21 protein-coding genes are annotated in these 24,296 nt (G+C 66.6%); 10 read left to right on the forward strand and 11 right to left on the reverse strand.

The genetic code is table 11. From position 1 onward, the window contains the following. Positions 1 to 40: 40 nt before the first annotated feature. Positions 41 to 3,574 carry a S41 family peptidase gene (locus IEX33_RS17575; protein WP_188732220.1) on the reverse strand — a complete coding sequence of 1,178 codons (3,534 nt, stop codon included), beginning with the start codon at positions 3,572 to 3,574 and terminating at the stop codon, positions 41 to 43. A 73-nt stretch (positions 3,575 to 3,647) separates the two neighbouring features. On the opposite strand from IEX33_RS17575, the gene IEX33_RS17580 reads away from it, so the two are divergent. Continuing rightward, on the forward strand, positions 3,648 to 4,541 hold the full coding sequence (locus tag IEX33_RS17580) for a TIGR01777 family oxidoreductase (protein ID WP_188732221.1): 894 nt from the start codon (positions 3,648 to 3,650) through the stop codon (positions 4,539 to 4,541). A gap of 7 nt (positions 4,542 to 4,548) precedes the next feature. Here the strand turns inward: IEX33_RS17580 and IEX33_RS17585 are convergent, their stop codons facing one another. Continuing rightward, the gene (locus IEX33_RS17585) at positions 4,549 to 6,525 is read right to left on the reverse strand and encodes a serine/threonine-protein kinase (RefSeq protein WP_188732222.1); all 1,977 of its coding nucleotides are present in this window, start codon (positions 6,523 to 6,525) and stop codon (positions 4,549 to 4,551) included. Between the two features lie 163 nt (positions 6,526 to 6,688). Here IEX33_RS17585 and lipB point away from each other — a divergent pair, with 163 nt between their 5' ends. From lipB to IEX33_RS17605, 4 genes are all read left to right on the forward strand, one after another. Further along, positions 6,689 to 7,357 (forward strand): lipoyl(octanoyl) transferase LipB, encoded by a 669-nt coding sequence (lipB, locus tag IEX33_RS17590; protein ID WP_229675445.1) that lies wholly within the window; start codon positions 6,689 to 6,691, stop codon positions 7,355 to 7,357. After that, positions 7,354 to 8,361, forward strand: a complete 1,008-nt coding sequence (gene lipA / locus IEX33_RS17595) for a lipoyl synthase (protein ID WP_188732223.1) — start codon at positions 7,354 to 7,356, stop codon at positions 8,359 to 8,361. Before lipB ends, lipA begins: the two co-directional genes overlap by 4 nt. A 96-nt stretch (positions 8,362 to 8,457) precedes the next feature. After that, the gene (locus IEX33_RS17600; RefSeq protein WP_188732224.1) at positions 8,458 to 9,210 is read left to right on the forward strand and encodes a DUF4191 domain-containing protein; all 753 of its coding nucleotides are present in this window, start codon (positions 8,458 to 8,460) and stop codon (positions 9,208 to 9,210) included. A gap of 82 nt (positions 9,211 to 9,292) precedes the next feature. Next, positions 9,293 to 9,652, forward strand: coding sequence for a DUF3817 domain-containing protein (locus IEX33_RS17605; RefSeq protein ID WP_188732225.1), 360 nt, complete (start codon positions 9,293 to 9,295; stop codon positions 9,650 to 9,652). 36 nt (positions 9,653 to 9,688) lie between these two features. On the opposite strand, the gene IEX33_RS17610 is transcribed toward IEX33_RS17605, so the two are convergent. Continuing rightward, positions 9,689 to 10,126 (reverse strand): RDD family protein, encoded by a 438-nt coding sequence (locus tag IEX33_RS17610; RefSeq protein ID WP_104188642.1) that lies wholly within the window; start codon positions 10,124 to 10,126, stop codon positions 9,689 to 9,691. 300 nt (positions 10,127 to 10,426) lie between these two features. Here IEX33_RS17610 and glnA (IEX33_RS17615) point away from each other — a divergent pair, with 300 nt between their 5' ends. Continuing rightward, the gene (glnA, locus tag IEX33_RS17615) at positions 10,427 to 11,851 is read left to right on the forward strand and encodes a type I glutamate--ammonia ligase (RefSeq protein ID WP_174177032.1); all 1,425 of its coding nucleotides are present in this window, start codon (positions 10,427 to 10,429) and stop codon (positions 11,849 to 11,851) included. A gap of 251 nt (positions 11,852 to 12,102) precedes the next feature. On the opposite strand, the gene IEX33_RS17620 is transcribed toward glnA (IEX33_RS17615), so the two are convergent. The 4 genes from IEX33_RS17620 to glnA (IEX33_RS17635) all read right to left on the reverse strand — a co-directional run bounded on the left by IEX33_RS17620 (position 12,103) and on the right by glnA (IEX33_RS17635) (position 17,498). Beyond that, complete coding sequence (locus IEX33_RS17620; protein WP_188732226.1) at positions 12,103 to 12,618, reverse strand: GNAT family N-acetyltransferase; 516 nt, start codon at positions 12,616 to 12,618, stop codon at positions 12,103 to 12,105. Positions 12,619 to 12,623: 5 nt separating this feature from the next. Continuing rightward, positions 12,624 to 13,067: a VOC family protein gene (locus IEX33_RS17625; RefSeq protein ID WP_188732227.1), complete on the reverse strand. Its 444-nt coding sequence runs from the start codon at positions 13,065 to 13,067 to the stop codon at positions 12,624 to 12,626. Positions 13,068 to 13,136: 69 nt separating this feature from the next. Beyond that, a complete protein-coding gene (locus IEX33_RS17630) occupies positions 13,137 to 16,148 on the reverse strand; it encodes a bifunctional [glutamine synthetase] adenylyltransferase/[glutamine synthetase]-adenylyl-L-tyrosine phosphorylase (protein ID WP_188732228.1) in 3,012 nt (1,003 codons plus the stop codon). Positions 16,149 to 16,157: 9 nt separating this feature from the next. Further along, on the reverse strand, positions 16,158 to 17,498 hold the full coding sequence (gene glnA / locus IEX33_RS17635; protein ID WP_066280551.1) for a type I glutamate--ammonia ligase: 1,341 nt from the start codon (positions 17,496 to 17,498) through the stop codon (positions 16,158 to 16,160). A 275-nt stretch (positions 17,499 to 17,773) separates the two neighbouring features. On the opposite strand from glnA (IEX33_RS17635), the gene panB reads away from it, so the two are divergent. Then, positions 17,774 to 18,676: a 3-methyl-2-oxobutanoate hydroxymethyltransferase gene (panB, locus tag IEX33_RS17640; protein ID WP_188732229.1), complete on the forward strand. Its 903-nt coding sequence runs from the start codon at positions 17,774 to 17,776 to the stop codon at positions 18,674 to 18,676. Between the two features lie 53 nt (positions 18,677 to 18,729). Here panB and IEX33_RS17645 read toward each other — a convergent pair whose 3' ends face one another. Then, on the reverse strand, positions 18,730 to 18,894 hold the full coding sequence (locus IEX33_RS17645) for an SPOR domain-containing protein (RefSeq protein WP_188732230.1): 165 nt from the start codon (positions 18,892 to 18,894) through the stop codon (positions 18,730 to 18,732). Positions 18,895 to 19,015: 121 nt separating this feature from the next. Here IEX33_RS17645 and map point away from each other — a divergent pair, with 121 nt between their 5' ends. Together map and ppgK are read left to right on the forward strand one after the other, a co-directional pair. Beyond that, on the forward strand, positions 19,016 to 19,894 hold the full coding sequence (map, locus tag IEX33_RS17650) for a type I methionyl aminopeptidase (RefSeq protein ID WP_188732231.1): 879 nt from the start codon (positions 19,016 to 19,018) through the stop codon (positions 19,892 to 19,894). 132 nt (positions 19,895 to 20,026) lie between these two features. After that, on the forward strand, positions 20,027 to 20,830 hold the full coding sequence (gene ppgK, locus IEX33_RS17655) for a polyphosphate--glucose phosphotransferase (protein ID WP_104188661.1): 804 nt from the start codon (positions 20,027 to 20,029) through the stop codon (positions 20,828 to 20,830). A 191-nt stretch (positions 20,831 to 21,021) separates the two neighbouring features. On the opposite strand, the gene nrdR is transcribed toward ppgK, so the two are convergent. The 3 genes from nrdR to IEX33_RS17670 form a co-directional block, all read right to left on the reverse strand. Then, positions 21,022 to 21,525, reverse strand: a complete 504-nt coding sequence (gene nrdR / locus IEX33_RS17660) for a transcriptional regulator NrdR (RefSeq protein ID WP_104188663.1) — start codon at positions 21,523 to 21,525, stop codon at positions 21,022 to 21,024. 151 nt (positions 21,526 to 21,676) lie between these two features. Further along, the gene (gene hisD / locus IEX33_RS17665) at positions 21,677 to 23,047 is read right to left on the reverse strand and encodes a histidinol dehydrogenase (protein ID WP_188732232.1); all 1,371 of its coding nucleotides are present in this window, start codon (positions 23,045 to 23,047) and stop codon (positions 21,677 to 21,679) included. A 9-nt stretch (positions 23,048 to 23,056) separates the two neighbouring features. Beyond that, entirely contained in the window at positions 23,057 to 23,587 is a 531-nt protein-coding gene (locus IEX33_RS17670) for a hypothetical protein (protein ID WP_188732233.1), read from the reverse strand. Between the two features lie 132 nt (positions 23,588 to 23,719). On the opposite strand from IEX33_RS17670, the gene IEX33_RS17675 reads away from it, so the two are divergent. Then, positions 23,720 to 24,220, forward strand: a complete 501-nt coding sequence (locus IEX33_RS17675) for a flavin reductase family protein (protein WP_188732234.1) — start codon at positions 23,720 to 23,722, stop codon at positions 24,218 to 24,220. The last annotated feature ends 76 nt before the right edge of the window (positions 24,221 to 24,296 follow it).

Below are 24,296 nucleotides of genomic sequence, written 5' to 3' on the forward strand. Positions count from 1 at the left end.
GCGCTGCGGGTTATTGCTGATGCGGCTTCTGCTGCCGGGGCTACTTCCCCTGGCGGCGTGCCGGCAGCGGAGCGGGACGCAGCCGGCGGTAGCCTTCGCGGGCCGGCGGACGGTCGGTGGGCAGTTCCTGGATCATTTCCTTCAGCGCGCCGATGCCGTACTCCAGCTGGGGGTCCCGGCCCGCCGCGTAGGCATGGGGCGGGAACGTGACCTCGATGTCCGGGTCCACACCGTAGTTCTCCACGCTCCAGCCCACTCCGCCGCCGAACCAGGTGGCGTACCGCGGCTGCGTCACGCCGGTGCCGTCGGCCAGGGCGAAGCGGTTGTCAATGCCCACAACCCCGCCCCAGGTGCGCGTTCCGATGACCGGTCCGATCCCCCTTAGCTTGGACACCTGCGTAATGATGTCCCCGTCTGAGCCGGCAAACTCGTCGGCAAGGATAATCACCGGGCCGCGCGGCGCATGGTGGGGGTATGTCCGCGGCTTTTCCCCGCGGGGCATGCTCCAGCCCGTGACCTTGCGTCCAATGAGCTCTGCCACCAGCTGCGAGGTGTGCCCGCCGCGGTTGCGCCGGACATCGACGATCAGTCCGTCCAGGGCAGTTTCGGTGTCAAGGTCCCGGTGCAGCTGTGCCCAGCCGTTCGCCATCATGTCCGGTATGTGGAGGTAGCCGAACGTGCCTGCCGACGCTTCACGGACGGTACGCCGGTTCGAGGCCACCCATTCCTGGTACCGGAGGCGCTCCTCGTCCTTGACGGGCACGACGGCGACGCGGCGCTGGGTGCCCGCTGCGGCTCCGTGCGCGGCACCGTTCAGGAGGGTCAGCTCGACGGCACGCCCTGCTGCTCCCACAAGCTGCATGGCCGGGGTGACGCTTTCCGAGAGCGGCACGCCGTCGATGGCGAGCAGGATGTCCCCCGCCTTGCCGCCGACGCCGGGCCGGGTCAGGGGCGACGTCGCCAGCGGGTCTGAGGACTCGCCGGCAAGGATCCGCGTGATTTCCCATCCGGCGGACGTGTAGGCCAGGTCGGCCCCCAGCCTGCCTTGGCCGTGGCTGCCGTTCTCCGTGACAAGTGCCGGCCGGACGTAGGCGTGCGAGGTTCCCAGTTCGCCGTGCAGTTCCCACAGGAGGTCCACCAGGTCATCGTGGGAGCCCAGGCGCTCCACCAGGGGACGGTAGCGCTTGTGGATGGATTCCCAGTCCTGGCCGGCCATGTCCTCGGTCCAGAAGAAGTCGCGCTGCAGCCGCCACGCCTCGTCGAAGGCCTGGCCCCACACACTGAGCGGTTCCATCATGACCCGGATCCGGCCGAGGTCAACCTTGACCAGCTTCCCGGATTCCTCATCCGCCTTGGCATCGGCGGGAACCACGGTGACCTGCTTGTCGGAGACCAGCACCACCTTGCTGCGGTCCCCTGACAGGCGGTAGCTGTCCAGCGCGTCCACCAGTGTGGTCTGCTTGCGCCGTCCAAGGTCGAACCGGACCAGGCTGGGCCGGGCGTCTTTGTCGTCCTGGCTGGCCTTGCCGTCGCCGGTGACCCCGGCGAGGGCCCAGTCGAGCCACAGCAGGGCTCCCTCAGTTGCCTTCAGGGAGGTGTAGTTCCCCTGCGGCACGGGAACGGTGATGACCCGGTGCGCCAGTCCCTCGGCGTCCACCCGGACGTCCGGTGCTGATGTTTCCCCGTCCGGGGCCTGTCCGTCTCCCCCTGCGGCTGCAGCTTCCCCCGCTTCGGAGTCCACCGCGGGACCAAAGGGCGACGGCGTGTCCGCCGAGAGTGCCACAAGGTACGGCTTGATGGGGCTGGGGAAGGAGAGGTCGAAGGAATGTCCGTCGTACACCGGGTCGAAGCTGCGGTTCGACAGGAACGCCAGGAACTTCCCGTCCGGGGTAAAGACCGGGGATTTGTCTCCGAAACGGCCGTCCGTGACATCCACCGGGACGGATCCCGGCTTTGCCACGTTGGCCATCCGCAGCCGGCTGCGGGAACCGAAGGACGTGACCGGCTCCGACCACACGAGCCACTGGGAGTCCGCCGACCACGAGAGGTCGGCAACCGTGCCCTCGCCAATGCTGGACACCAGCGTCAGTTCACCTGTGCGGGTGTCCGCCACATAAACCTCGCCGAAGGATGTGCCGAGGGCGAGCCGTTGCCCGTCAGGACTGGCTTCCAGGGCGCTGGCACGCGAGGGACGGGGAAAGTCGATGCGGGTTGCAGCCGGAAGCGCCTGTGCTTCGGCGGCGGAGGTGCCGGCTTCAGGAGCAACGTCGGCCTGCTCATCCGAGGCGTGGGCAGGCACGGTGTTTCCGGCCAGCGCGGGGTTCCCGGCCAGCGCGGCAGCACCGGCAGCCGGGACCGGCTGCGGCAGGACTACGGCCTCTTCTTTTCCTGCGGCCACCGGCGCAGGAACGTCCGCCGCGCTGGGGGCTGCGGCGGCACCCGGTCCCGCGCTCCGTTCCGTGCCGGCAATCCCGGCATGCGGCACCGGAGCCGCGATGTCCTTGATGTACAACGCCTCCACATTGTCGTGGTCGGCAAGGTAGGCGATCCGGCCGTCCCCCAGGGGCCGGGGCAGGCGGGCGCGGACACCCGGCGTCGCCTCGATGATGCGGGACGGTCCGTCCTTGTGGCGCAGCCAATGGATGGTGCCGTGGGCTTCGATTGCACTGGCGGAGCCGGTCGTGTCAGGTACTGCCGCACCGAGGTGCCTGGCGGTCTTGAGCAGGGCAGGACGCCTGGACTGCGAGGCGGAGCCAAGGGTGATGTCCAGCCGAACGGCGTCGGAGCTGAGGTCGTGCAGTACCCACAGCTCGCCCGCTGATTCGAAAATGACGCGATTGCCGTCAGTGGCGGCATGCCGGACGTAGAAGTCCTCGTGGTCCGTGTGCCGGCGCAGGTCCTTTCCGCTGGGAAGGACCGAATACAGGTTGCCGTAGCCTTCGTGGTCCGAAAGGAAGGCGATCCGGCCGTCCACCCACATGGGATCGGCGAGGTTGCCGTCAAGCTCCGGCACAAGGCGTTCAAACTCTCCGTTGCCGTCGGCGTCGATCCACAGCTTTCCCGCGGTGCCGCCGCGGTAGCGTTTCCACCAGGCAGGTTCGCGGGACAGCACGCTGCCCACCACCACGGGCCGTTCGTCACCCACCTCCGGGCCAAAGGCCACGGACTCAACCGGCCCGTACGGGAGTTCCTCAGCCCAGCCGCCCTCCAGCGGGACGCTGTAGGCGTGTGTGTGCCTGCTTTCGGCCTGGCGGAACGCGCTGGTGACCACCACTGAACCGCTGGCAGTGAAACCCTTGACCCGCGTTGTGCTGTGGCCGAAGAAGGTCAGCTGCCGGTACCCGCCGCCGTCGACTTCTGCCGACACCACTTCCGGCGCCGTTCCCTGGACCACCGTCCACACCAGCCGCTTCCCGTCGGGGGTGAAGCGGGGGTTGCGGGCGGGAAGTTGGAGTGCCGAGACGCGCCAGGCGCGGCCGCCGCCCAGGGGCGCGATCCACACATCGTCCTCGGCCACGAAGGTGACCAGATCGCCGTGCAGATGCGGGAAACGGAAGTAGCTGGAAAAGGTCATCGTTCGATCATAGTCAACCCTCCTGCGGCCTGTCGGGAGGTGCTGCCGGCGCTGTGGCGTGGTGAGATGGACCATGCGCATCGTCATGGCCGGCGCCTCCGGGCTCCTCGGCACTTCCATGTCAGAAACCTTCACCAAGGCGGGTCACGACGTCGTGTCCCTGGTCAGGGGGGACCCCGCCTCCGCGTCCGAGATCAGGTGGGATCCCGCGGCCGGCGACCTGGATCCGCAGGCGCTGGCCGGGGCGGACGCCGTGGTTAACCTTTCCGGCGCCGGCATCGGCGACCGGCCCTGGACCCGCAAACGGGTGGAGGAGCTGTTCAGCTCGCGGGTTGGTGCAACACAGACCCTCACGCAGGCGATGCGGCAATTGGATTCCCCCCCGGCAGTCTTTATCAGCCAGTCCGGCTCGAACTACTACGGCGACGCCGGCAACACCGTCCTTCGGGAGTCCGCACCGCCGGGATCGGGAACCTTGTCCCGGATCTGCGTTGAGTGGGAGGACGCGGCCCGTACGGCCCCGGACGGGGTGCGGGTGGTGACCACGCGGACAGGCGTTGTCCTCAGCCGTTCAGGCGGGGCGCTGGGCAAGCTCCTGCCCCTGATCCGGCTGGGTCTGGGCGGGCCACTGGGGAGCGGCCGGCAGTACTGGCCCTGGGTCACCCTGCCGGACGTATCAGCGGCATTCCTCTTCCTGCTCGAGTCACGGGTCAGCGGGCCAGTGAACCTGTGCGCTCCCGAGCAGGCCGACGTGGGCACCCTGGTGGGGGAAATTGCCCATGCACTGCACCGGCCCGCAGCCCTGCGGGTACCCGCCTTTGTGCTGCGGCTGCTGATGCGTGACCTGGCGGAGGAACTCCTGCTTTCCAGCCAGCGCATGGAACCCGCGGTGCTCCTGGAAGCCGGGTTCAGGTGGCAGCATCCCACGCTGGCACAGGCCGCCCAGTGGGTTGCCGGCAAGGACTAGGTGGGGATCAGTCCCCTGGAAGGATTTCGCTGATGCGCCACGTGCCGTCCACGGCCACGAGGACCAGACGGATCTGGCGGCTGGTGGTGGCCGGGCCCGTCCCGACGACGGAACCCCCTGCGTCCTGCTCCTCATAGGCGGAGGAACTGGAGCGCACCTGCACCAGGGTGCGGGTGGCAGTGGCTCCGTCCTCCACATGTAGCCCGGCAAGGGTGCTGGAAAACCCGGCGAGGACGTGGCCGGAGCCGCGAAGCCGTTCGGCTGTCCGCCCATCGGCTGCAGCTGCCGGCGAGCCTTCCGCATTCACCTCGGCGAGCAGCCCGAACTCTCCCGTGCTGAACGCCAGGTCCCGCAGGGCAGCGAGGCCCTGGACAGCCTGGAGGGGGTCCGACGCCCGCGCCTGCTGCCTGGCGACAGCGCCAGGGCCGCCACTGTTGCCGCCCCCGCTGTCTTTCACTGTTCCCTGCTCGCTTCCGCCACTTTCGGTGGGGGCGCCGGAGATGGCCTGTGCCGTTTGGCTGGCAGCAGTTTCACTTGCTGCAATTTCATGTGCCGCAGTCCCACCTGCCGGAGTATCTGGCCCCTGTCCGCCGTCGGGTTCCTGACCAAGGACGGACTCCCGGGCAGTGACGGACTCCGGCGTAGGACCTGGCCTCACCGGCAATTCTGCTGCCCCTGCAAGCCACCATGCCGCGGCCGCCACCACGCCGGCCGCAGGGAGGATGCCGCGCACCAGTGGCGCGCGCCGCTGCAGGGGCGAGCGGCGCCGTCCCCTGCTGGGGTGAGCTGGGGCGCGTTGTGCCGTGCCGGCATCTGCTGGGCTGGATCGTACCGCGCCGGCATCTGCTGGGCTGGATCGTGCCAGCCAGGCATCTGTTGTGCCGGCATCTGCTGTGCCTACATCTGCCGAGCCAGCGTGCGTGCTGCCAACGTCCGCTCGCCCGGCGTGCTTCCCGCCGGAAGGGCGGCGTTCGTTCACGGGCTGTGGGAACGGCATGCGCGGCCCAGCAAAAGACAGGCCGGAGAAGGGCAGGCAGGACCACCTGGCAGTGGCGATCCACCTGCCTGCAGCCTTGTACTTTTCCGCAGCTGCCCCCGGCCGGGACGCCGCCGCGTCCTGCCGGCGGGTCAACAGCTCCGGAATCACCGTGGGATGGACGGAGGACGCGAGGTCCAGTGGCCGGGGCGACGCGCTGCGGTAGACGGCCGTTGCCAGCGCCGCGGCGGTGGGCCGGGCACGCCGGTCCTCGTTCAGGCCTGCTTCCAGTGCAGCGGCCAGCTCCCGCGGAACGTCCGGGACCAGGAGCGGCAGCGGCGGCCGGCCCGAGGTCCTGGGCGGAGCCTGGCCTGTGAGGCAGAACCAGCCCAGCGCCGCCGTCGAATAGACATCCCGTTCGGGCTGCAGCCCACGCACGGCGTCCACCGGTGACGGGTCCACGAAGCCCGGTGTTCCTGACGCTGCAGCACAGCCGGGGTCGCCCAGCATCCGCGCGATGCCGACGTCGGACAGCAAGGGCTTGCCCTGTCCGGTGAACAGGACGTTTCCCGGCGAGACGTCCGCATGGGTGAATCCCTTGCCGTGCAGGTATCCCAGCGCTTGGGCGATGGGTGTCAGCACCGTCACCGTTTCGCCAACGCTCAACTTTCCGCGGCTGGCTACCAGGCCGGCCAGGGACCCGCCCGGCGCATAATCCATCACCAGGGCCGTGCAGCCTTCCGGCTGTCCTGGAAACCGGACGGCGTCATATGCCTTGACCAGGTGCGGATGGTCCAGGACTGACAGGATGCGGACCTCGCGCCGGACCGCGTCCTCAGTCAGCGGTTCGCCACCGGCTGGGCCGCCCTTGCCGGGGTGGAAGCACTTGAGGGCAAACTCCCGTCCGGTCCGGTCTTCCCTGGCCAGCCAGACCGTCGCGCTCCCTCCGCGGCCCAGCCTCCGTCCCACGGCGAAGCCGGGCACCTCGGGCACCTGCGAAATTTCCATACGACATGTCTAGCCGAATCCTCTTCGCCGTGCAGAAGTTATCCACAGGCTCCGCGGCAGCGTGCCGCCACCGCCTGGGGCTCCGTGTGACGGGCGTCCGGCAGGCGGGTGAGCTTAAGCACTAAACCGGGCACGGGACGCCGCGGCGTCTAAGCTGGATGCCATGACTCTTGAGTTTTCACAGCTGGGTCTTGCTCCCGATTTTGTCGACTACACGCGTGGCTGGCAGATCCAGAGCGAACTCCACGACAAAGTGGTCGCGGGGGTGGCCCCCAGCACTGTCCTCCTCCTGGAACACGCGGCGGTCTACACCGCCGGCAAACGGACCGAAGATCATGAACGGCCCTTCGACGGCACGCCGGTGGTCCCCGTGGACCGGGGCGGAAAACTGACCTGGCACGGTCCCGGCCAGCTGGTGGGATACCCCATCATCAAACTGAAGAACCGGGCAGGCATCCGCGACTACGTGGAACGCCTGGAAGCCGTGATCATCGCGGTGCTGGCCGATTACGGCATCACCGCTGTCCGCATCAAGGGCAGGGCCGGTGTCTGGATCACCGCGGACAGCAAGGGCCCGGACCGGAAGATCGCCGCCATCGGCATTCGGGTACATGAGGGCGTCACCATGCACGGGTTCGCCATCAACTGCAACAACGATCTCGCCCCTTATTCCCAGATCATCGCCTGCGGCATCACTGATGCCGGCGTGACAACCATCGCCCAGGAAACGGGCCGTGACGTCGCCCCGGCTGACCTCGTGTCCCGCATTACTGAAGAACTGCGCAAGAATGAAGACGCCCTGGTCGCTACCCCCGAAGGAGCACTACTGTGACATTGGCACCTGAAGGCCGGAAGCTTTTGCGCGTTGAACAGCGCAATTCTGCTGTTCCGGTGGAGCGTAAGCCGGAGTGGATCAAGGCGAAGGTCCAGATGGGCCCGGAGTTTGTCCAGCTCAAGAACCTGGTCAAGAAAGAAGGCCTGCACACGGTGTGTGAGGAGGCCGGCTGCCCCAACATTTTCGAGTGCTGGGAGGACAAGGAAGCCACGTTCCTGATCGGCGGGTCCGAGTGTACCCGGCGCTGTGATTTCTGCCAGATCGATACCGGCAAGCCCTCCCCGGTGGACATGTTCGAACCCACCAAGGTGGCCCGCTCCGTGCAGGCGATGCAGCTGCGCTACGCCACCGTCACCGGCGTGGCCCGGGACGACCTCGAAGACGAGGGCGTGTGGCTGTACGCCGAAACGGTCCGGAAGATCCACGAGCTGAACCCCGGCACCGGCGTGGAACTGCTGATCCCGGACTTCTCCGGCAAACCCGAGCACATCAAAGCGATCTGCGATTCCAAGCCCGAGGTGTTCGCGCACAACGTCGAGACGGTGCCGCGGATCTTCAAGCGGATCCGTCCGGCGTTCCGGTACGAGCGGTCCCTGGATGTGATCACGCAGGGCCGGAACCTGGGCATGGTCACCAAGTCCAACCTGATCCTGGGCATGGGCGAGACCCGCGAGGAGATCTCCGAGGCCCTGCGGGACCTGCACGAGGCCGGGTGCGACCTGATCACCATCACCCAGTACCTGCGCCCGAGTGAGCGGCACCTGCCGGTGGACCGGTGGGTCAAGCCGCAGGAATTCGTGGACCTCCAGGACGAGGCCACCGAGATCGGGTTCCTCGGCGTGATGTCCGGGCCGCTGGTCCGTTCCTCCTACCGCGCCGGGCGGCTCTGGGCCACCGCGATGCGGAAGAAGGGCTGGGAGATCCCCGCCGAACTCGCCCACATCGAGTCCTCCGGCAGCACCCGCCAGGAAGCCAGCTCCCTCATCGCAGCACACCACTGATCTGCAGTACCCATAAAACGCAGCGTCCCCGACGGGCCGGCACCTGAACAATTCGGTGCCGGCCCTTCCGCTTTGGTCACGTAGAATTAAGGCACTATGGCGAAATCCCCTGATTCCAGCAACTCCACTCCGTCTGGCTCCAGCGCAGTCAAGCGTGGCCTCTTCTCCCGCAAGCCGAAAGAAGCGAAGGCCAAGAAGCCCAGCCGGCTCAAGCAGATCCGCGAAGTCTTCACCATGACCCGCCGTCATGACCCCATGGTCCCGTGGCTGATGCTGCTGGTTTTCCTTGGCGTCGTGGCTGTCAGCTTCCTGGTGGGCTTCTGGCTGGATAACTGGATCACCGGCCTGATCATCGGCATCCCCCTGGGCCTGCTTGGCGCCACGTTCATCCTGTCCCGCAGGGCAGAACGCGCCGCATTCGCCCAGATCGAGAACCAGCCCGGCGCTTCCGGCGCCGCACTGGGAACGCTCCGCCGCGGCTGGATCACCGAGGAACAGCCTGTTGCCGTTAACCCAAGGACGCAGGACGCCGTCTTCCGCGCCATCGGCCGTCCCGGCGTCGTCCTTGTCAGCGAAGGCCCCACGCACCGGGTAAAGCCGCTGCTGGACGCGGAACGCAAACGCCTTGCGCGCATCCTGCCGAACGTCACCGTCCACGTCATCGAAAGCGGCCGGGGCGAGGGGCAGGTGCCCATCAGCGAGGTGGCCAAGAAGATGGGCAAGCTCAAGAAGGAACTGACCAAGCTTGAGGTGAACGCAGTGTCCAAGCGCATCTCCTCACTGGGCAACCGCCTCCCGATCCCCAAGGGCATCGACCCCTACAAGGCGCGTCCCAACCGCGGACGCTAGTTTTTGAACCTGCCCCGGTTCCGGCTCCGGCCGGCAGCCGGGGCGTTTCTTTGCCGCTTTCACGGCAGGAGAGGACGTTATCGTGACCTACAAGAAAACAGCGGTGATCCGCGCATTCCGGATCCTGGCCATCGCCGAAGCCTTCAGCTGGGCGGCGCTCCTTATCGGCATGTACTTCAAATGGATTGCCGGCACCACCGAAATAGGCGTCCAGGTTGCCGGACCAATACACGGTGCACTCTTTGTGGGCTATGGCATTGCCGCCCTTGCCCTCTGGAGGCTGCAGCGGTGGCCCTTCGTCGTGGCGCTGTTCGCAGGCATCTCCGCCGTTTTCCCGTTCGCCACAGTCCTGTTCGAACGCTGGGCGGACAAGCGGAACTACCTGGACGCCGCACCGGCATCACCAGGCACCGCGGCAGTTCGGGAAGCCAGCTCCGTATAGCGGGCGTCGAGGCCGGGAAGTCCGGGGCTGCAGCCTTTAGCGCCGCACCAGCAGCGTGTCCATGGCCTTGTCGTGGAGGCCCCGGTGGTCGGGGTCGAAAATGACCGCGGGAATGACCAGGCAAAGCAGCAGGGACCTCACCAGCGCGGCCAGCGGCCCGGCCGGCCCGCCGCCGGCTTTGACCACGTGGATGCCCATGGCACGGTGTCCGATGCTGTAGCCAAGGGTTCCTATCAGCAGGGTCTGTTCGACGGCGAAGATCGCCAGGGTGGCCCACGGATCTCCCCCGAAAGCGAAGTTGCTGATCAGGAGCGCGATGCCCCAGTCAATCATGATGGCCGCGATCCTGCGGCCCGCCCGCGCAATGGAGCCGGGCCCCGACTCGGGCAGTCCCAGCCGCTCCCCCGGATATTTCGAGATGCCCGATGTGTCGGGGCCGGAGAGCCAGGAGCCGATGTCTTTGCGATCTACCACGGTCCAAGCTTAGCGACTTCCCGCCGACCACACTGTGGATGGAGTTAGACCACAGAGTGGACGGAAGATAGCGTTGCCATATCAGGGCACTATGTAACCTGCCCGAAACAATGCGGACACGGACGGGAAATGCCGCGTCCATAGGCTGTTACCAGTTTCAAGCAATCCGCCGCCAGGCAGTAGAGGGCAGGTAATACCAGCAGGGTACTTACAGCAGGGAAACTGCGTTTCCCTGCGCGTCGGATTGCGCTGGATCAGCTGGCTTGCCAGCCAGATATTACATATGCGTTAGGAGCATAGATGTTCAAGACTGCGGACGAAGTCCTCAAGTTCATCAAGGACGAAGATATTAAATTCGTCGATATCCGCTTCACCGACCTCCCCGGCGTCCAGCAGCACTTCAACGTGCCGGCCAAGAGCGTTGACGCCGACTTCTTCGTCAACGGCCAGCTCTTCGACGGGTCCTCCATCCGTGGCTTCCAGGGCATTGCAGAATCTGACATGCAGCTGATCCCGGACGTCACCACTGCGTTCCTGGACACCTTCCGCATGGAGAAGACGCTGGCGCTGAACTTCTCCATCGTCAACCCCCGCACTGGCGATCCGTACCACCGCGACCCCCGCGGCGTGGCCGAGAAGGCCGAAGCCTACCTGGCCTCCACCGGCATCGCCGACACCGCATTCTTCGCTCCCGAAGCTGAGTTCTTCGTGTTCGACAACGTGCAGTACCAGTCCTCCCCGCAGGGCAGCTTCTACAAGATCGACTCCGAGGAAGCCCACTGGAACACGGGCCGCGAGGAAGAAGGCGGAAACCTGGGCTACAAGACCCCCGTCAAGGGCGGTTATTTCCCGGTTTCCCCCACCGACAAGCAGGCTGACCTGCGCGACGCCATGTGTGTCGCCCTGGACGAGGCCGGCCTTGAGGTCGAGCGCAGCCACCACGAAGTTGGATCCGCCGGCCAGGCTGAGATCAACTACAAGTTCACCACCCTGACGCACGCTGCCGATGACCTGCAGAAGTTCAAGTACGTCATCAAGAACACCGCAGACGCCTGGGGCAAGTCCGTAACGTTCATGCCCAAGCCGGTCTTTGGCGACAACGGCTCCGGCATGCACTGCCACCAGTCGCTGTGGAACGGCGGCGAGCCGCTGTTCTACGACGAGAAGGGCTACGCCGGCCTGTCCGACACCGCCCGCTGGTACATTGGCGGCCTGCTCAAGCACGCCTCCGCCGTCCTGGCCTTCACCAACCCGACGGTGAACTCCTACCGCCGCCTGGTCAAGGGCTTCGAAGCTCCGGTCAACATGGTCTACTCGCAGGGCAACCGCTCTGCAGGTATCCGCATCCCGATCACGGGCTCCAACCCCAAGGCCAAGCGCATCGAGTTCCGCGCTCCGGACCCCTCCTCCAACCCGTACCTGGCGTTCGCTGCCCAGCTGATGGCCGGCATCGACGGCATCCGCAACCGCATTGAGCCCCCCGCCCCGATCGACAAGGACCTCTACGAGCTCCCCGCCGAAGAGGCCAAGGACATCCCCAAGGCTCCGGGCACGCTCGAGGAAGCACTGGAGGCCCTGCGCGAGGACAACGAGTTCCTCCAGGCCGGCGGCGTGTTCACCCAGGACCTGATCGACACCTGGATCGAGTACAAGTACGAGAACGAGATCCGCCCGCTGTCCCTGCGCCCGAACCCCTACGAGTTCGAGCTCTACTACGGCGTCTAGCATCACCGTCTTCTGAGACACCAAAGGCGGCCACCGGTTCACCGGTGGCCGCCTTTTGCGTGTGGCCCGAAGGTGGGAGCCCGGCTCCAGACGTGCTGAGACCGGGAGCCGGACCCCCTGACGAATGCCCCCCGGGACGAAGACCAGTTTCAGCCCTCCCCCCAACAAGGTTGAAGAACACCGCCATTCCACATGATCGGGCAATCGCTTTCTCAGCGCAATACGGCCCGCCGCCTGTTATGCCATTGTGGTCAAAAACTGCGGAACATGATCCGCTGCGGACCCGCCTGCCCGCCGGTGTATTGTCCCCGGTCCACGAACCCGGCCCGGCGGTAGGCGGACAGGCCCGCAGCGTTCGCTTCATTGACGGAAAGAACGACGCCGGCCTCCCCGGTGTGGTGCCTGGCCGTGAGTTTTTGGGCGGCGGACACGGCGGCGGCTGCCGCGAGCGGACCAAGTCCCCTGCCCTGTTCGCGCCTGTCGATCAGGAAGCCCCTGAGGAGCCACGCAGAGTGGTCGTCCGGCCAGCCGGCCAGGCGCGCCGCAGCGGCCTGCAGGGTCAGGACGCCGACGGCCCGGCCGGCGGACTCGATGACATAGGGCCGGCGTGATTCCTCGGCAAGCCCGGTGAGGGCCATCCGGAGCGGATCGCCAACAAACCTGTCCTGCCCTGGCCCCATTTCGAGGCCGGCAACTGCCTCGAGGTGGATGGCGCGGGCGTCGTCGTCGAGGTCCTGGAGCGAAATCAGCCAGACGTCCGTGGCCACGCCGTTCAGGTCTGCGGTCCGGCAGAATCTTCGTTTGAGGGGGACTCCGCGGGCGGGCCATCAGGGTCCATCCAGAAGACCTCCCAAAGGTGCCCGTCCGGGTCCTGGAAGCTGTGGTTGTACATAAAGCCGTAGTCCTGGGCATCCTGCGACGCGGAGCCGCCGTTGGCCAGGGCAGACTGCACTGCCTGGTCCACGGCCTCCCTGCTGTCCACGGAGTAGGCGATGATTGCCTCGGCTGAATCCCTGGTGCTGGCGACCCCCTTTGTGGTGAAGGTCTTGAAATAGGCCTCCACCAGGAGCATTACGTACGCGTTCTCGTTGACCACCATGCACGTGGCGTTCTCGTCCGTGAAATCGGGGTTGAAGGTGAAGCCCAGGGCCGTGAAGAAACCGACTGAGCGTTGGAGGTCCTGGACAGGCAGGTTGAGGAAGAGTTGGCTAGCCATGCGCTCAACCTAGCACCGGGCCCCGACAGGTGTCAGCCGTCCCTGCCACCTTCCGCCGCCTCCTACCGGCTACTGGCCGTAGAAGACCCGCTCGAAGACCGCCCGGGCCCGGCGGCTGACCCGGAGGTAGTCCTCCTCCAGTGCCGCTGCCTGTCCCGGTTCGTATCCGCACCAGCGGGCAACGGCTTCCAGGTCGCGCCGGGACGACGGCAGAAGGTCCGAGGCCTTGCCGCTCCAGATGACGTTCGCGGACCGGATCCGGCTTGCAAGACGCCAGGCGGCGGCCAGCAGGCCGGCGTCGTCCTGTGCGAGCAGGCCGGTCCGGGCGGCAGCGTCCAGCGCTTCCAGGGTGGACGTGGTCCGAAGCTCCGGGTGGCTGCCGGCGTGCTGCAGCTGCAGGAGCTGGACAAGCCATTCGACGTCGCTCAATCCGCCCCGGCCCAGCTTGAGGTGGCGTGCGGGGTCGGCGCCGCGGGGCAGTCGTTCGGACTCCACGCGCGCCTTGATCCGCCTAATTTCCCGCACGTCCGTCTCCGCAACCGATTCCGGATACCTGATGGGCTCGATGAGTTCCAGGAAGTCCCTGGCCAGGTCGTCATTGCCGGCCATGGGACGGGCCCTGAGCAGCGCCTGCGCCTCCCAGATGAGGGACCAGCGCCGGTAGTATTCTGCGAACGAGTCGAGGGATCGGACCATGGCACCGTTCTTCCCCTCGGGGCGCAGGTCCGCGTCCATCTGGAGCACCCGCTCGGCCATGATGGCGGGCTTCAAGGGCTGGGTCAACAGGGTGGAGACTTTGTTGACGATCCGGGTGGCCTGTTCCTGTGCTTCTTCGGGGCTGAACCCGGGCAGGGCCCTGTGCACGTACATCACATCCGCGTCCGAACCGTAGCCGATCTCGCGGCCGCCCTGCCGTCCCATGGCAACCACCAGCACGGTGGTCTTCAGCGGCCCGTTGGCGGAGACGATGCCCTCCGCCACGCGCAGGGCCCCCAGGACCGCGGCCCTGTCCGTATCCGCCAGGGCCCTCCCCACCTGGTCCTGGTCCAGCAGTCCGGCTGAATCGGCGATGGCGATCCGGAGGATTTCACGGCGCCGGATCAGTCGGATGAGGCGCATGGCGCTTTCCGGATCCGCGTGCCGCGACATCTTGGAGGTGATTTCCTGCCACTGGGCATCGAACCCCACGGGTGCCAGGTCCTTGTCCTGGCCCAGCCAGGCCACCGACTCCGGCGAAACCTCCAGCAGATCCGCAATGAGCCGTGAGTTGGACAGCATGTGGCACAACCGCTCTGCGGCCGCATTGGAGTCCCGGAGCATCCCCAGGTACCAGTGCGTGGTTCCCAGGGCCTCGCTGACGCGCCGGAACGCAAGGAGCCCCGCGTCCGCGTCCACGCCTTCAGCCAGCCAGTCGAGCAGGATCGGCAGCAGCTGCCGCTGGAGGGCTGCGCGCCGGCTGACGCCAGCGGTCAGGGCCTCGATATGGCGCATGGCGCCCTTCGGGTCCCGGTACCCCAGGGCAGCCAGGCGGCCCTCGGCTGCTTCCGGCGTCAGCTTGGCGTCTTCGCTGCTAAGCTTGGCCGCCGTGTTGAGCAGCGGCCGGTAGAAGATGCGCTCATGCAGTTCCCGGACGGAGCGCTTGGTTTTCTGCCAGGTGGACAGCAGCGCGTCCGGATGGGGACGCTCGTTGGAGAAGGGGCCCAGCACGGCTTTCGCCAGCGACCTGAGCGCCGGTTCGGCAACGGGCATCAGGTGCGTCCTGCGCAGCTGGAAGAGCTGGATGCGGTGTTCCAGCAGGCGCAGGTAGCGGTAGGCGTTGTCGAAGGCGGCCGCGTCCGAGCGGCCTATGTAGCCCCCGGAGGACAGGGCAGCGATGGCGGAGGTAGTGTCCCGGCGTCGGAGTGTTTCGTCTGCTTTGCCGTGGACCAGCTGGAGCAGCTGCACGGTGAATTCGACGTCACGCAGCCCGCCGCGGCCAAGCTTAATCTGGCGCTGCTCCTCCGCAGCCGGAATGTGTTCGGTCACCCGGCGGCGCATGGCCTGCACCGATTCCACGAATCCGTCCCGGCTTGCCGAACTCCAGATCAGCGGTGCGACGGCTTCCTCGTAGCGGCGGCCAAGGTCTGCGTCGCCGGCAATGGTCCGGGCCTTGAGCAGCGCCTGGAACTCCCAGCTTTCAGCCCAGCGGGCATAGTACGTCTGGTGCGAGGCAAGGGTGCGGACCAATGGTCCGGATTTTCCTTCCGGCCGAAGGTTCGCGTCCACCTCCCACAGGCCCGGTTCACGGGCAACGGAGGAGATGGCGCGGGAGATTCCGCTCGCCAGCGCTGTTCCTATGGTGTTCGCCTTCGCGTCATCGAGGGTGCCGGGGTCCACCACGTAGATGACGTCGACGTCGGAAATGTAATTCAGTTCGCGGGCGCCGCACTTGCCCATCCCGATCACGGCAAGGCCGACGTCGGCAACGTCCCCGGCGCCGTACTGCTCACCCGCCTCTGCGCGCGAGACGGCAAGGGCCGCTTCGATGGCTGCGCCGGCAAGGTCCGCGAGTTCCGCTCCCACTGACGGGAGGAAATCCAGCGGATCGGCCGCACACAGGTCCTTGACGGCGAGGTCCACCACACCCCTGCGGTACGCCGTGCGAAGCGCCGCATAGGCGTCATTCCCGGTGCTGGCTGCCACGGGCCGGGCAGCGCGGGGGTCAGCGCCCACGGACTGCAGGAGGACCCCGCGCAGGGCGGCAGGATCGGACTGCAGCGGCTCGGGGCTGGCGCGGACTTGGAAGGCCTCCAGGTGTTCCGGATGCCGTATCAGGAACTCCCCCAGGGCTTCGGACGCACCCAGCACGCGGTACATCGGTTCGCTGGTGTCGGGGTCGGCGGTGGCCAGTTCCCGGAGCGCCGGGTGCTTTTCGATCAGGCGGACCAGGGACTGCAGCGCCGTGTCCGGACTGGCTGCCAACTGCAGGCCCGCAAACAGCCTGTCCTGGTCCAGCCCTTCCAGTTCCGGCGCAGCGAGGAACCGCTCCCCCTTGTCGAGGTCGCTGAATCCAGCCGCAATGAGGCGGCGTGCCAGGCTCACGCCCGCAGCCTAGAGGATGCCGAGGTTGCGCTGCAGCTCGTAGGGCGTCACCTGCAGGCGGTAGTCCTGCCACTCGGCGCGCTTGTTGCGCAGGAAGTGCTCAAACACCTGTTCGCCCAGGATCTGGGGCATGAGCTCCGAGTCTTCCATCGTCCGGATGGCGTCATGGAGGCTGGCGGGGAGGGGATCGTGGCCCATGGCCCGGCGTTCGGCCGAGCTCAGCGACCACACGTCGTCCTCGGCGGCGGCCGGAAGGTCGTAGCCTTCCTCGATGCCCTTCAGGCCGGCCCCCAGCAGTACCGCGTAGGCCAGGTAGGGGTTGGCCGCGGAATCGATGCCACGGTACTCGATCCGTGCGGACTGGCCCTTGCCCGGCTTGTACAGCGGGACCCGCACCAAGGCTGAGCGGTTGTTGTGGCCCCAGCTCAGGTAGCTCGGAGCCTCTCCGCCACCCCAGAGCCGCTTGTAGGAGTTCACGAACTGGTTGGTCACTGCGGTGAACTCGGGCGCGTGCTTGAGGATGCCGGCGATGAACTGGCGGGCGGTCTTTGAGAGCTGGAATTCGGCGCCGGCCTCGTAGAACGCGTTGGTGTCGCCTTCGAACAGCGAGAAGTGCGTGTGCATGCCGGAGCCCGGGTGGGCGGTGAACGGTTTGGGCATGAAGGTGGCGTAGGTGCCCTGCTGCAGCGCCACTTCCTTGATGACGGTGCGGAAAGTCATGATGTTGTCCGCGGTCTGCAGGGCGTCCGCGTAGCGCAGGTCTATTTCGTTCTGGCCGGGACCAGCCTCGTGGTGGCTGAATTCCACGGAGATACCCACGGATTCGAGCATGGTGACAGCTGTCCGGCGGAAGTCCTGGGCCACGCCGCCGGGAACATGGTCAAAATAGCCGCCCTCGTCCACGGGCACGGGGGCGCCGTCCGGGCCGGGTTCCTGGGACTTGAGAAGGTAGAACTCGATTTCGGGGTGGGTGTAGCAGGTGAAGCCCATGTCGGCGGCCTTGGCGAGGGTCCGCTTCAGGACGTTGCGGGGATCCGCGGCGGACGGTTCGCCGTCCGGGGTGAGGATGTCGCAGAACATGCGCGAGGTCTGTTCCGTCTCCCCGCGCCACGGCAGGATCTGGAAGGTGGAAGGATCGGGCTGGGCCAGCATGTCTGACTCGAACACCCGGGCCAGGCCTTCAATGGCGGAGCCGTCGAAGCCCAGTCCTTCCTCGAACGCACCCTCAACCTCGGCGGGGGCAAGTGCCACGGACTTGAGCGAACCCACGACGTCGGTGAACCACAGCCGCACGAAACGTACGTCGCGCTCTTCGATTGTGCGCAGGACAAACTCTTGCTGGCGGTCCATGATGGCCTCTTCTCCGGTCAACGTCCATGCTCCGGGCCCGCAGTAAAGGGAAGCCGGCAGCAGTTCACCAACACTGTACTAAGCATTCGGCGCCGATGCTGAAGCCTGCGCCGCGCGTAACACAGCGTTAACGCCCGGCCTCCGGATTTAAGCCGCGCAACCCGGCTGTGCGCACCGTCGGGACCCGCCGCAGGCCAGCCCGTATGACCCTTATCACCAGGTGAGCCTCCGGCCCGCGGTAGCTAGGACAGCGGCTCCCCCACTACGCTCATGCCATGTCCTCAAGCAACAGCTCCGATTCCAGCATGTCCGCCGACGTCCCCGCCCCCTACGGCAGCGGGCCGGGCCAGGCAGCTGCGCCTGCGGCTGCGGCACAGCAGAAGCCGGCCAAGGTGCGCATCCACCACCTGCAGCAGGCCAAGAGGGACGGTACCAAGTTCGCCATGCTGACTGCCTACGAGCAGTACACGGCTGAAATATTTGATGCCGCCGGAATAGAAGTTCTCCTGGTCGGCGACTCGGCCTCGAATAACGTGTTCGGCAACGAGACCAGCCTTCCGGTCACTGTGGACGAACTGCTGCCCCTCTGCCGCGCCGTAGCACGCAGCGCCAAGCGCGCGCTCATCGTGGCCGACCTGCCGTTCGGCAGCTATGAGGTGTCCGCGGAACAGGCAGTCGGCGCCGGCGTCCGATTCCTCAAGGAAGGCCTGGCGCACGCGGTCAAGATCGAGGGCGGCGCCTACTATGCGCCCACGGTGAAGGCCATGGTCCAGGCCGGCATTCCGGTCATGGCACACATCGGTTTCACCCCGCAGAGCGAGCATGCCCTCGGCGGTTACCGCGTGCAGGGCCGCGGCGACGATGCGCAGCGCCTTGTCGATGACGCGGTCGCCCTCGCTGAGGCGGGGGCATTCTGCGTGCTGATGGAGATGGTCCCAGCCGGGACGGCAGCCGCCGTGGACGCGGCTGTTCCCGTCCCCACGGTGGGCATCGGCGCGGGCAAGGAAACAACCGGACAGGTGCTTGTCTGGCAGGACATGGCCGGGCTGCGCGGCGGGCGGATGGCCAAGTTCGTCAAGCAGTACGCAGACCTGCGCAGCACACTTATGGACGCGGCCACGCAGTATGGCGAGGACGTCAGGTCAGGACAGTTCCCCGGGCCGGAACACTCGTTCTAAAAAGCGCCGACGGAACAGGCGGCCGGCACCCGGCCAGCCTGCCCGGCCGACTGTCAGTCGTCGTCGTCCTTTTCCCAAGCCTCATTGCGGGCGCGCACCTTTTCCAGCGCGTGCTCGGCTTCCTCCCGCGTTTTGTACGGTCCGATCAGCTGGCTCCAGTCGGACAGCCGGTCCTCTTCGATCTCATGCGTATTGACGTTGTACCAGTACTCAGTCATCGTTGCTCCTCGTTCCGGCGGCGGGAAAGCTGCGGCGTGACCCGCGTAACTTAAATTCTTACGCAGGCCCTGCGCGGCTTCCGGTTGTTAGGCGTTCTGCACTGCCTTATATGATCAATCTATGCCTTCCCTTGCCTCGACTGCACCCATCGGCACCCTCACCCCGGGAACCATAGGTCCGCAGCGTCCCGTCCCGGCGTCCATCCCCCGGCCGGAGTACGTCGGCAGGCCCGCACCGGCGAAATTCACCGGTTCGGAGGTCAAGTCCCCGGAAACAATCGAGAAGATCCGGATCGCGGGAAAGATCGCAGCACAGGCCATCGTGGAGGTGGGCAAGCATATCCAGCCCGGCGTCACCACCGACCAGCTGGATAAAGTGGGCCACGAGTTCCTCCTTGACCACCACGCCTACCCGTCCACCCTCGGCTACCGGGGCTTCCCCAAGTCGCTGTGCTCCTCCCTGAACGAGGTCATTTGCCATGGCATCCCGGACAGCACCGTGGTCCGGGACGGGGACATCCTCAACATCGACATCACCGCCTTCATCAACGGAGTCCACGGGGACACCAACTACACCTTCCTCGTGGGCGACGTGGACGAGGAATCCCGGCTGCTGGTGGAACGCACCCGGGAGTCCCTGAACCGTGCCATCAAGGCTGTGGCCCCCGGACGGGAAATCAATGTCATCGGCAGGGCCATCCAGTCCTATGCCAAGCGCTTCGGCTATGGTGTTGTCCGTGATTTCACCGGGCACGGCGTGGGCGAAGCGTTCCATACCGGGCTCATCATTCCGCACTACGACGCGGCACCTGCCTACAACACTGTGATCGAGGCCGGCATGGTCTTCACCATTGAACCGATGCTCACCCTCGGCACCGTGGAATGGGACATGTGGGCCGATGACTGGACCGTTGTCACCAAGGACCGGAAGCGCACTGCCCAGTTCGAGCACACGCTGCTGGTGACGGACTCCGGCGCGGAAATCCTCACGCTGCCCTAGCCCTGCCCAACCGGGCACCACCACGACGCACACACCATGGCCCACCCCTTCCCGGTTCCTGACCGGACATCAATTCCCGGCCGGCCACCGGCCCCCGCAACCCTGACCGCCCCTGCCACGAACGGAAACCCATTGGCCAAGAAGGACGAGAAGTCGCACAAGAACGCCCCGCTGATCGGCATCGACATCGGAGGTACCGGAATCAAGGGCGGCATAGTCGACCTGAAGAAGGGCAAACTGCTGGGGGAACGGTTCCGCGTCCCCACCCCGCAGCCCGCCACGCCTGAATCAGTTGCCGAAGCCGTGGCGCTGGTGGTTTCCGAGCTGTCCGCCCGGCCCGAGGCGCCTGCTGCAGGCTCCCCCGTCGGGGTGACCTTTCCCGGCATCATCCAGCACGGCGTGGTCCACTCCGCCGCCAACGTGGACAAGAGCTGGCTCAACACGGACATCGATGCGCTCCTGACTGCCCGCCTTGGCCGGCCCGTTGAGGTCATCAACGACGCCGATGCCGCGGGCCTGGCCGAGGCGCGCTACGGCGCCGGTGCCGGTGTCAAGGGCACTGTCCTGGTCATCACGCTCGGCACGGGAATCGGCTCCGCCTTTATCTTCGACGGCAAGCTCGTCCCCAATGCTGAACTTGGCCACCTCGAGATCGACGGCCACGACGCCGAGACCAAGGCTTCCGCAGTGGCCCGCGAACGCGACGGCCTGTCCTGGGACGAGTACAGCGTGCTGCTGCAGCGCTACTTCTCCCACGTCGAGTTCCTGTTCTCGCCCGAACTGTTTATTGTTGGCGGCGGCATTTCCAAGCGCGCTGACGAGTACCTGCCCAACCTGCGGCTGCGCACGCCGATCGTCCCGGCGGTCCTCCGCAACGAGGCAGGCATCGTGGGAGCCGCGATCGAAATTGCATTGAAGCACAAGCTCGCCAAGTAGCGCGGGTGCCGTGCCGTCGTCGCAACGATCCAACAGGCGACGGCGGCACGGGAGTTCCGCTGGAGTGTGGCTGGAGGCATTCCACCAGCTCGGGAGTTCCGCCGCAGGCGATACATTCTTCCGTCCGGCGATCCTCCGGAACAGAGTGCCGGTGGCGGCTTCGGCTTCCCCTCCGCTGCCGCCACCGGAGTTTACAGGGGGCTCTTCTCGGAGCTCTTGGCGCCCTTAGCGGCAACGCCCCGGGCGTCCTGTTCTTCCTGGCGGAGCAGGGCAATGGCAGTCTCGAAATCCTCAAGGGATTCGAATGCCTGGTACACGCTCGCGAAGCGAAGGTACGCAACCTTGTCCAGCTTCTGCAGGGGCCCGAGGATCACCAGGCCCACCTCGTGGGCGTCGATTTCGGCGGCGCCGGAGGAACGGATCTGTTCCTCGACTTCCTGCGCCAGCAGTGCGAGGTCGTCCTCGCTGACGGGACGCCCCTGGCAGGCTTTGCGTACCCCGTTGATCACCTTGCTGCGGCTGAAGGGCTCGCCCACGCCGGAGCGCTTGATCACGGAAAGGCTGGTGGTTTCGACGGTGGTAAACCTGCGGCCGCACTCCGGGCACTGGCGGCGGCGCCTGATGGCCGAGCCGTCATCCGCCATCCGGCTGTCCACCACCCGGGAATCGGGGTTGCGGCAAAACGGACAGTACATCGTGCCTCCCTCTCCCAGGACCTGTGCCAGCGGAAAATTGCAAGCGCAAGTGCGCCCTATCCCAGTTTACGTCTCCGCTCCGGCTAATAACAAGCGTGTAAGTACTACATGTTGTGGTTGCCACCACTACATGTCGGCATTGCGGCAGATGTCAGGAGAACCTGGCGGTCACCGCATCCCCGTGCGCGGGAAGGTCTTCGGCTCCGGAAAGGCTGACAATGTGGCCGCTGACTTCCGCCAGCGCGTCACGGGAATAGTTCACTACCTGGATGGCCCGCAGGAACGTGGTGACGTTCAGGCCGGACGAAAAGGCAGCCGTGCCGCTGGTGGGCAGGACGTGGTTGGAGCCGGCACAGTAGTCCCCCAGGCTGACCGGGCTGTAGTCGCCCACAAAGATCGCACCGGCGTTCCGGATCCTGGCGGCGACGCCCGCGGCATCCTGCGTCATGATCTCCAGGTGTTCTGCCGCATAGGCGTCGCACGCTGCAATGCCCTGTTCAAGGTTGTCCACCAGGACTACCCCGGACTGCGGGCCGGACAGCGCCTCGCGGACGCGCGCGGAGTGCCTGGTGGCCGCAGCCTGCCGGTCGAGCTCGGCACGGACAGCGGCGGCGAGGTCCCCGGAATCCGTGATCAGCACGGATGCTGCCTTGGGATCGTGCTCGGCCTGGCTGATGAGGTCGGCCGCCACCAGACGGGGCTGGGCCGTGGAATCCGCGAGGATCGCGATTTCCGTGGTGCCCGCCTCCGAGTCGATCCCCACCACGCCCTTGACCAGACGCTTGGCGGTGGCTACAAAGATGTTGCCCGGTCCGGTCACAACGTCCACCGGCTCCAGGGCCGGGCCGGCCTCCGTTGCCGGGATACCGTAGGCGAACGCGGCGATGGCCTGGGCGCCGCCGATGGCATAGACCTCGGTGATCCCCAGCAGCGCGGCAGCGGCAAGGATGGTGGGGTGGGGCAGCCCGCCGAACTCCTTTTGCGGAGGGGACGCCAGGGCGATGGACCGGACACCTGCTGCGAGGGCCGGGACGACGTTCATGATCACGGAGGAGGGGTAGACGGCGAGGCCGCCCGGAACATACAGCCCCACCCGCGCCACCGGCACCCAGTTCTGCGCCACCACTGCGCCGTCGCCGAGCTGCACCTCGATATTGCGCGGACGCTGGCCGTCAGCGAACCGGCGGGCCCGGCTGATGGATTCCTCCAGCGCGCCGCGGACGGACGGGTCCAGCTCCTCCAGCGCGGACGCCAGGGCCTTCCGGGGAACCAGTGGGTGGTGCTGCGCCACGCCGTCAAAACGCCGGGCGAGTTCACCCAGCGCCGCGAAACCTCCCTGCCGGACAGACGAAATGATGTCCTGGACCTTCTCCTCGGCATCGGCCACCGTCTGGCCCTGGGCCCGCGGCACTGCGGCCCGGAGCCCGGCGAGGGTAAGGCTTTGGCCGCGCAGGTCAACGGTGCGGAAGTCCACGGTGGCGGTGGCGGCTGGGCTGGCGGAGTTCTCCGAAGAAATGGTCACTGGCCTATTTTACTGGCCCTGCCACAGCGTCCGGCGACTCCCGTGGTCCGCCGGCGGCTTCCGGCTCATGAGGTCGAGAAGCTCCAGCACGAAAACCGAGACGGCCGTGGCTGCGGGCCACAGGAGCAGCACCGGCCAGGCGCGCAGCGAAAAGGCGATGCTGGCGTTGACTGAGGCATCAACTGCAGGCGCCCACAGCTGCGCGGCCAGCAGCCCTGCCTGCCAGGCCAGGGCTGCCCCGCACAAGGCTCCCGCCAGGCCCGCCACAAGGTCCGCCTGCGGATCCGCCCGTTTCTTGTCCGCCAGGACAACGGCCAGCAGGCATCCGGCAAGAACCAGCAGTCCTGCCAGCGTCAGGTCACGCGGCAGCCAGACCTCCGGATTGGTTCCGCTGCCCAAGGCCGGGTCCCTGGTGATCAGGTTCAGGCCCCCGGGCGCCAGGATCCACCAAAGGATGCCCAGCGGGACACCTGCGGCAGCCGGAATCACCAGCATCGCCCAGGGCAGCCGCGGGCGAGTGCGGCGGGTGGCTTTTGTCATGCAACAAACCTTAACAAATCCGCGGCGTTCATCGCCGGACCCGGGCCTTCCGGGAATTCACCGCCGGCACGGCAGAGCCATACCCTTGAAGGAGAGCACACGTACCCGACTTTCCAGCCACCAGGAGTTTCCGTGACAACTAATGACGTTCCGTTCGAGCGGACGTTCAGGGAGATGTTCCGGCGCCACGCTGCCGGCGTCGCCATCATCACGGTGAACTACCAGGACCAGCCCTACGGCTTCACCGCCACCTCCGTGGCTTCGCTTTCCGCGCAGCCTCCGCGCTTCACGTTCAACATGGCCCGCAGCTCCCGGTCGTGGCCGGCCGTGGCCAATACCACCTACCTGGGGGTCCACATGCTGGGCCTCGAAAACATGCAGCTGGCCGACCTGTTCGCGGGCGCCGGCAACCGTTTTGAGGGCGACCACTGGGAAACCGGTCCGCACGGGGTGCCCATCCTGAAAGACGTGGCCGGCTGGCTGATCGGCGAAGTGCAGATGCGGCTGTCTTTCGAGAACAATGCCGTCGTGGTGGTCCAGGTGGTGGACGGCCAGGTGGGCGGCGACGGCTCACCGCTGCTGTACCACGGCGGCGCGTACGGCCAGCCCGTCCCGCTGGACTACGAGATCTAGCGGTCCCCCACCACCCGCGGACGACGACGGGACGTGCCTTCCGTCGTCGTCCTTCCCTTGTCTTCCTTTCGCAAGG

The sequence above is a fragment of the Pseudarthrobacter scleromae genome (genome assembly GCF_014644515.1).
GTDB classification, from domain to species: domain Bacteria; phylum Actinomycetota; class Actinomycetes; order Actinomycetales; family Micrococcaceae; genus Arthrobacter; species Arthrobacter scleromae.

Excerpts from the sequence above, each read along its gene's own strand:
- IEX33_RS17645 (WP_188732230.1), bottom strand. The coding sequence starts at position 18,894 with ATGACTGAGTACTGGTACAACGTCAATACGCATGAGATCGAAGAGGAC.
- IEX33_RS17580 (WP_188732221.1), top strand. The coding sequence starts at position 3,648 with ATGCGCATCGTCATGGCCGGCGCCTCCGGGCTCCTCGGCACTTCCATG.
- IEX33_RS17575 (WP_188732220.1), bottom strand. The coding sequence starts at position 3,574 with ATGACCTTTTCCAGCTACTTCCGTTTCCCGCATCTGCACGGCGATCTG.
- map (WP_188732231.1), top strand. The coding sequence starts at position 19,016 with ATGCCTTCCCTTGCCTCGACTGCACCCATCGGCACCCTCACCCCGGGA.
- IEX33_RS17600 (WP_188732224.1), top strand. The coding sequence starts at position 8,458 with ATGGCGAAATCCCCTGATTCCAGCAACTCCACTCCGTCTGGCTCCAGC.
- IEX33_RS17625 (WP_188732227.1), bottom strand. The coding sequence starts at position 13,067 with ATGGCTAGCCAACTCTTCCTCAACCTGCCTGTCCAGGACCTCCAACGC.
- IEX33_RS17585 (WP_188732222.1), bottom strand. The coding sequence starts at position 6,525 with ATGGAAATTTCGCAGGTGCCCGAGGTGCCCGGCTTCGCCGTGGGACGG.
- nrdR (WP_104188663.1), bottom strand. The coding sequence starts at position 21,525 with ATGTACTGTCCGTTTTGCCGCAACCCCGATTCCCGGGTGGTGGACAGC.
- lipB (WP_229675445.1), top strand. The coding sequence starts at position 6,689 with ATGACTCTTGAGTTTTCACAGCTGGGTCTTGCTCCCGATTTTGTCGAC.
- glnA (WP_066280551.1), bottom strand. The coding sequence starts at position 17,498 with ATGGACCGCCAGCAAGAGTTTGTCCTGCGCACAATCGAAGAGCGCGAC.
- IEX33_RS17670 (WP_188732233.1), bottom strand. The coding sequence starts at position 23,587 with ATGACAAAAGCCACCCGCCGCACTCGCCCGCGGCTGCCCTGGGCGATG.
- panB (WP_188732229.1), top strand. The coding sequence starts at position 17,774 with ATGTCCTCAAGCAACAGCTCCGATTCCAGCATGTCCGCCGACGTCCCC.
- glnA (WP_174177032.1), top strand. The coding sequence starts at position 10,427 with ATGTTCAAGACTGCGGACGAAGTCCTCAAGTTCATCAAGGACGAAGAT.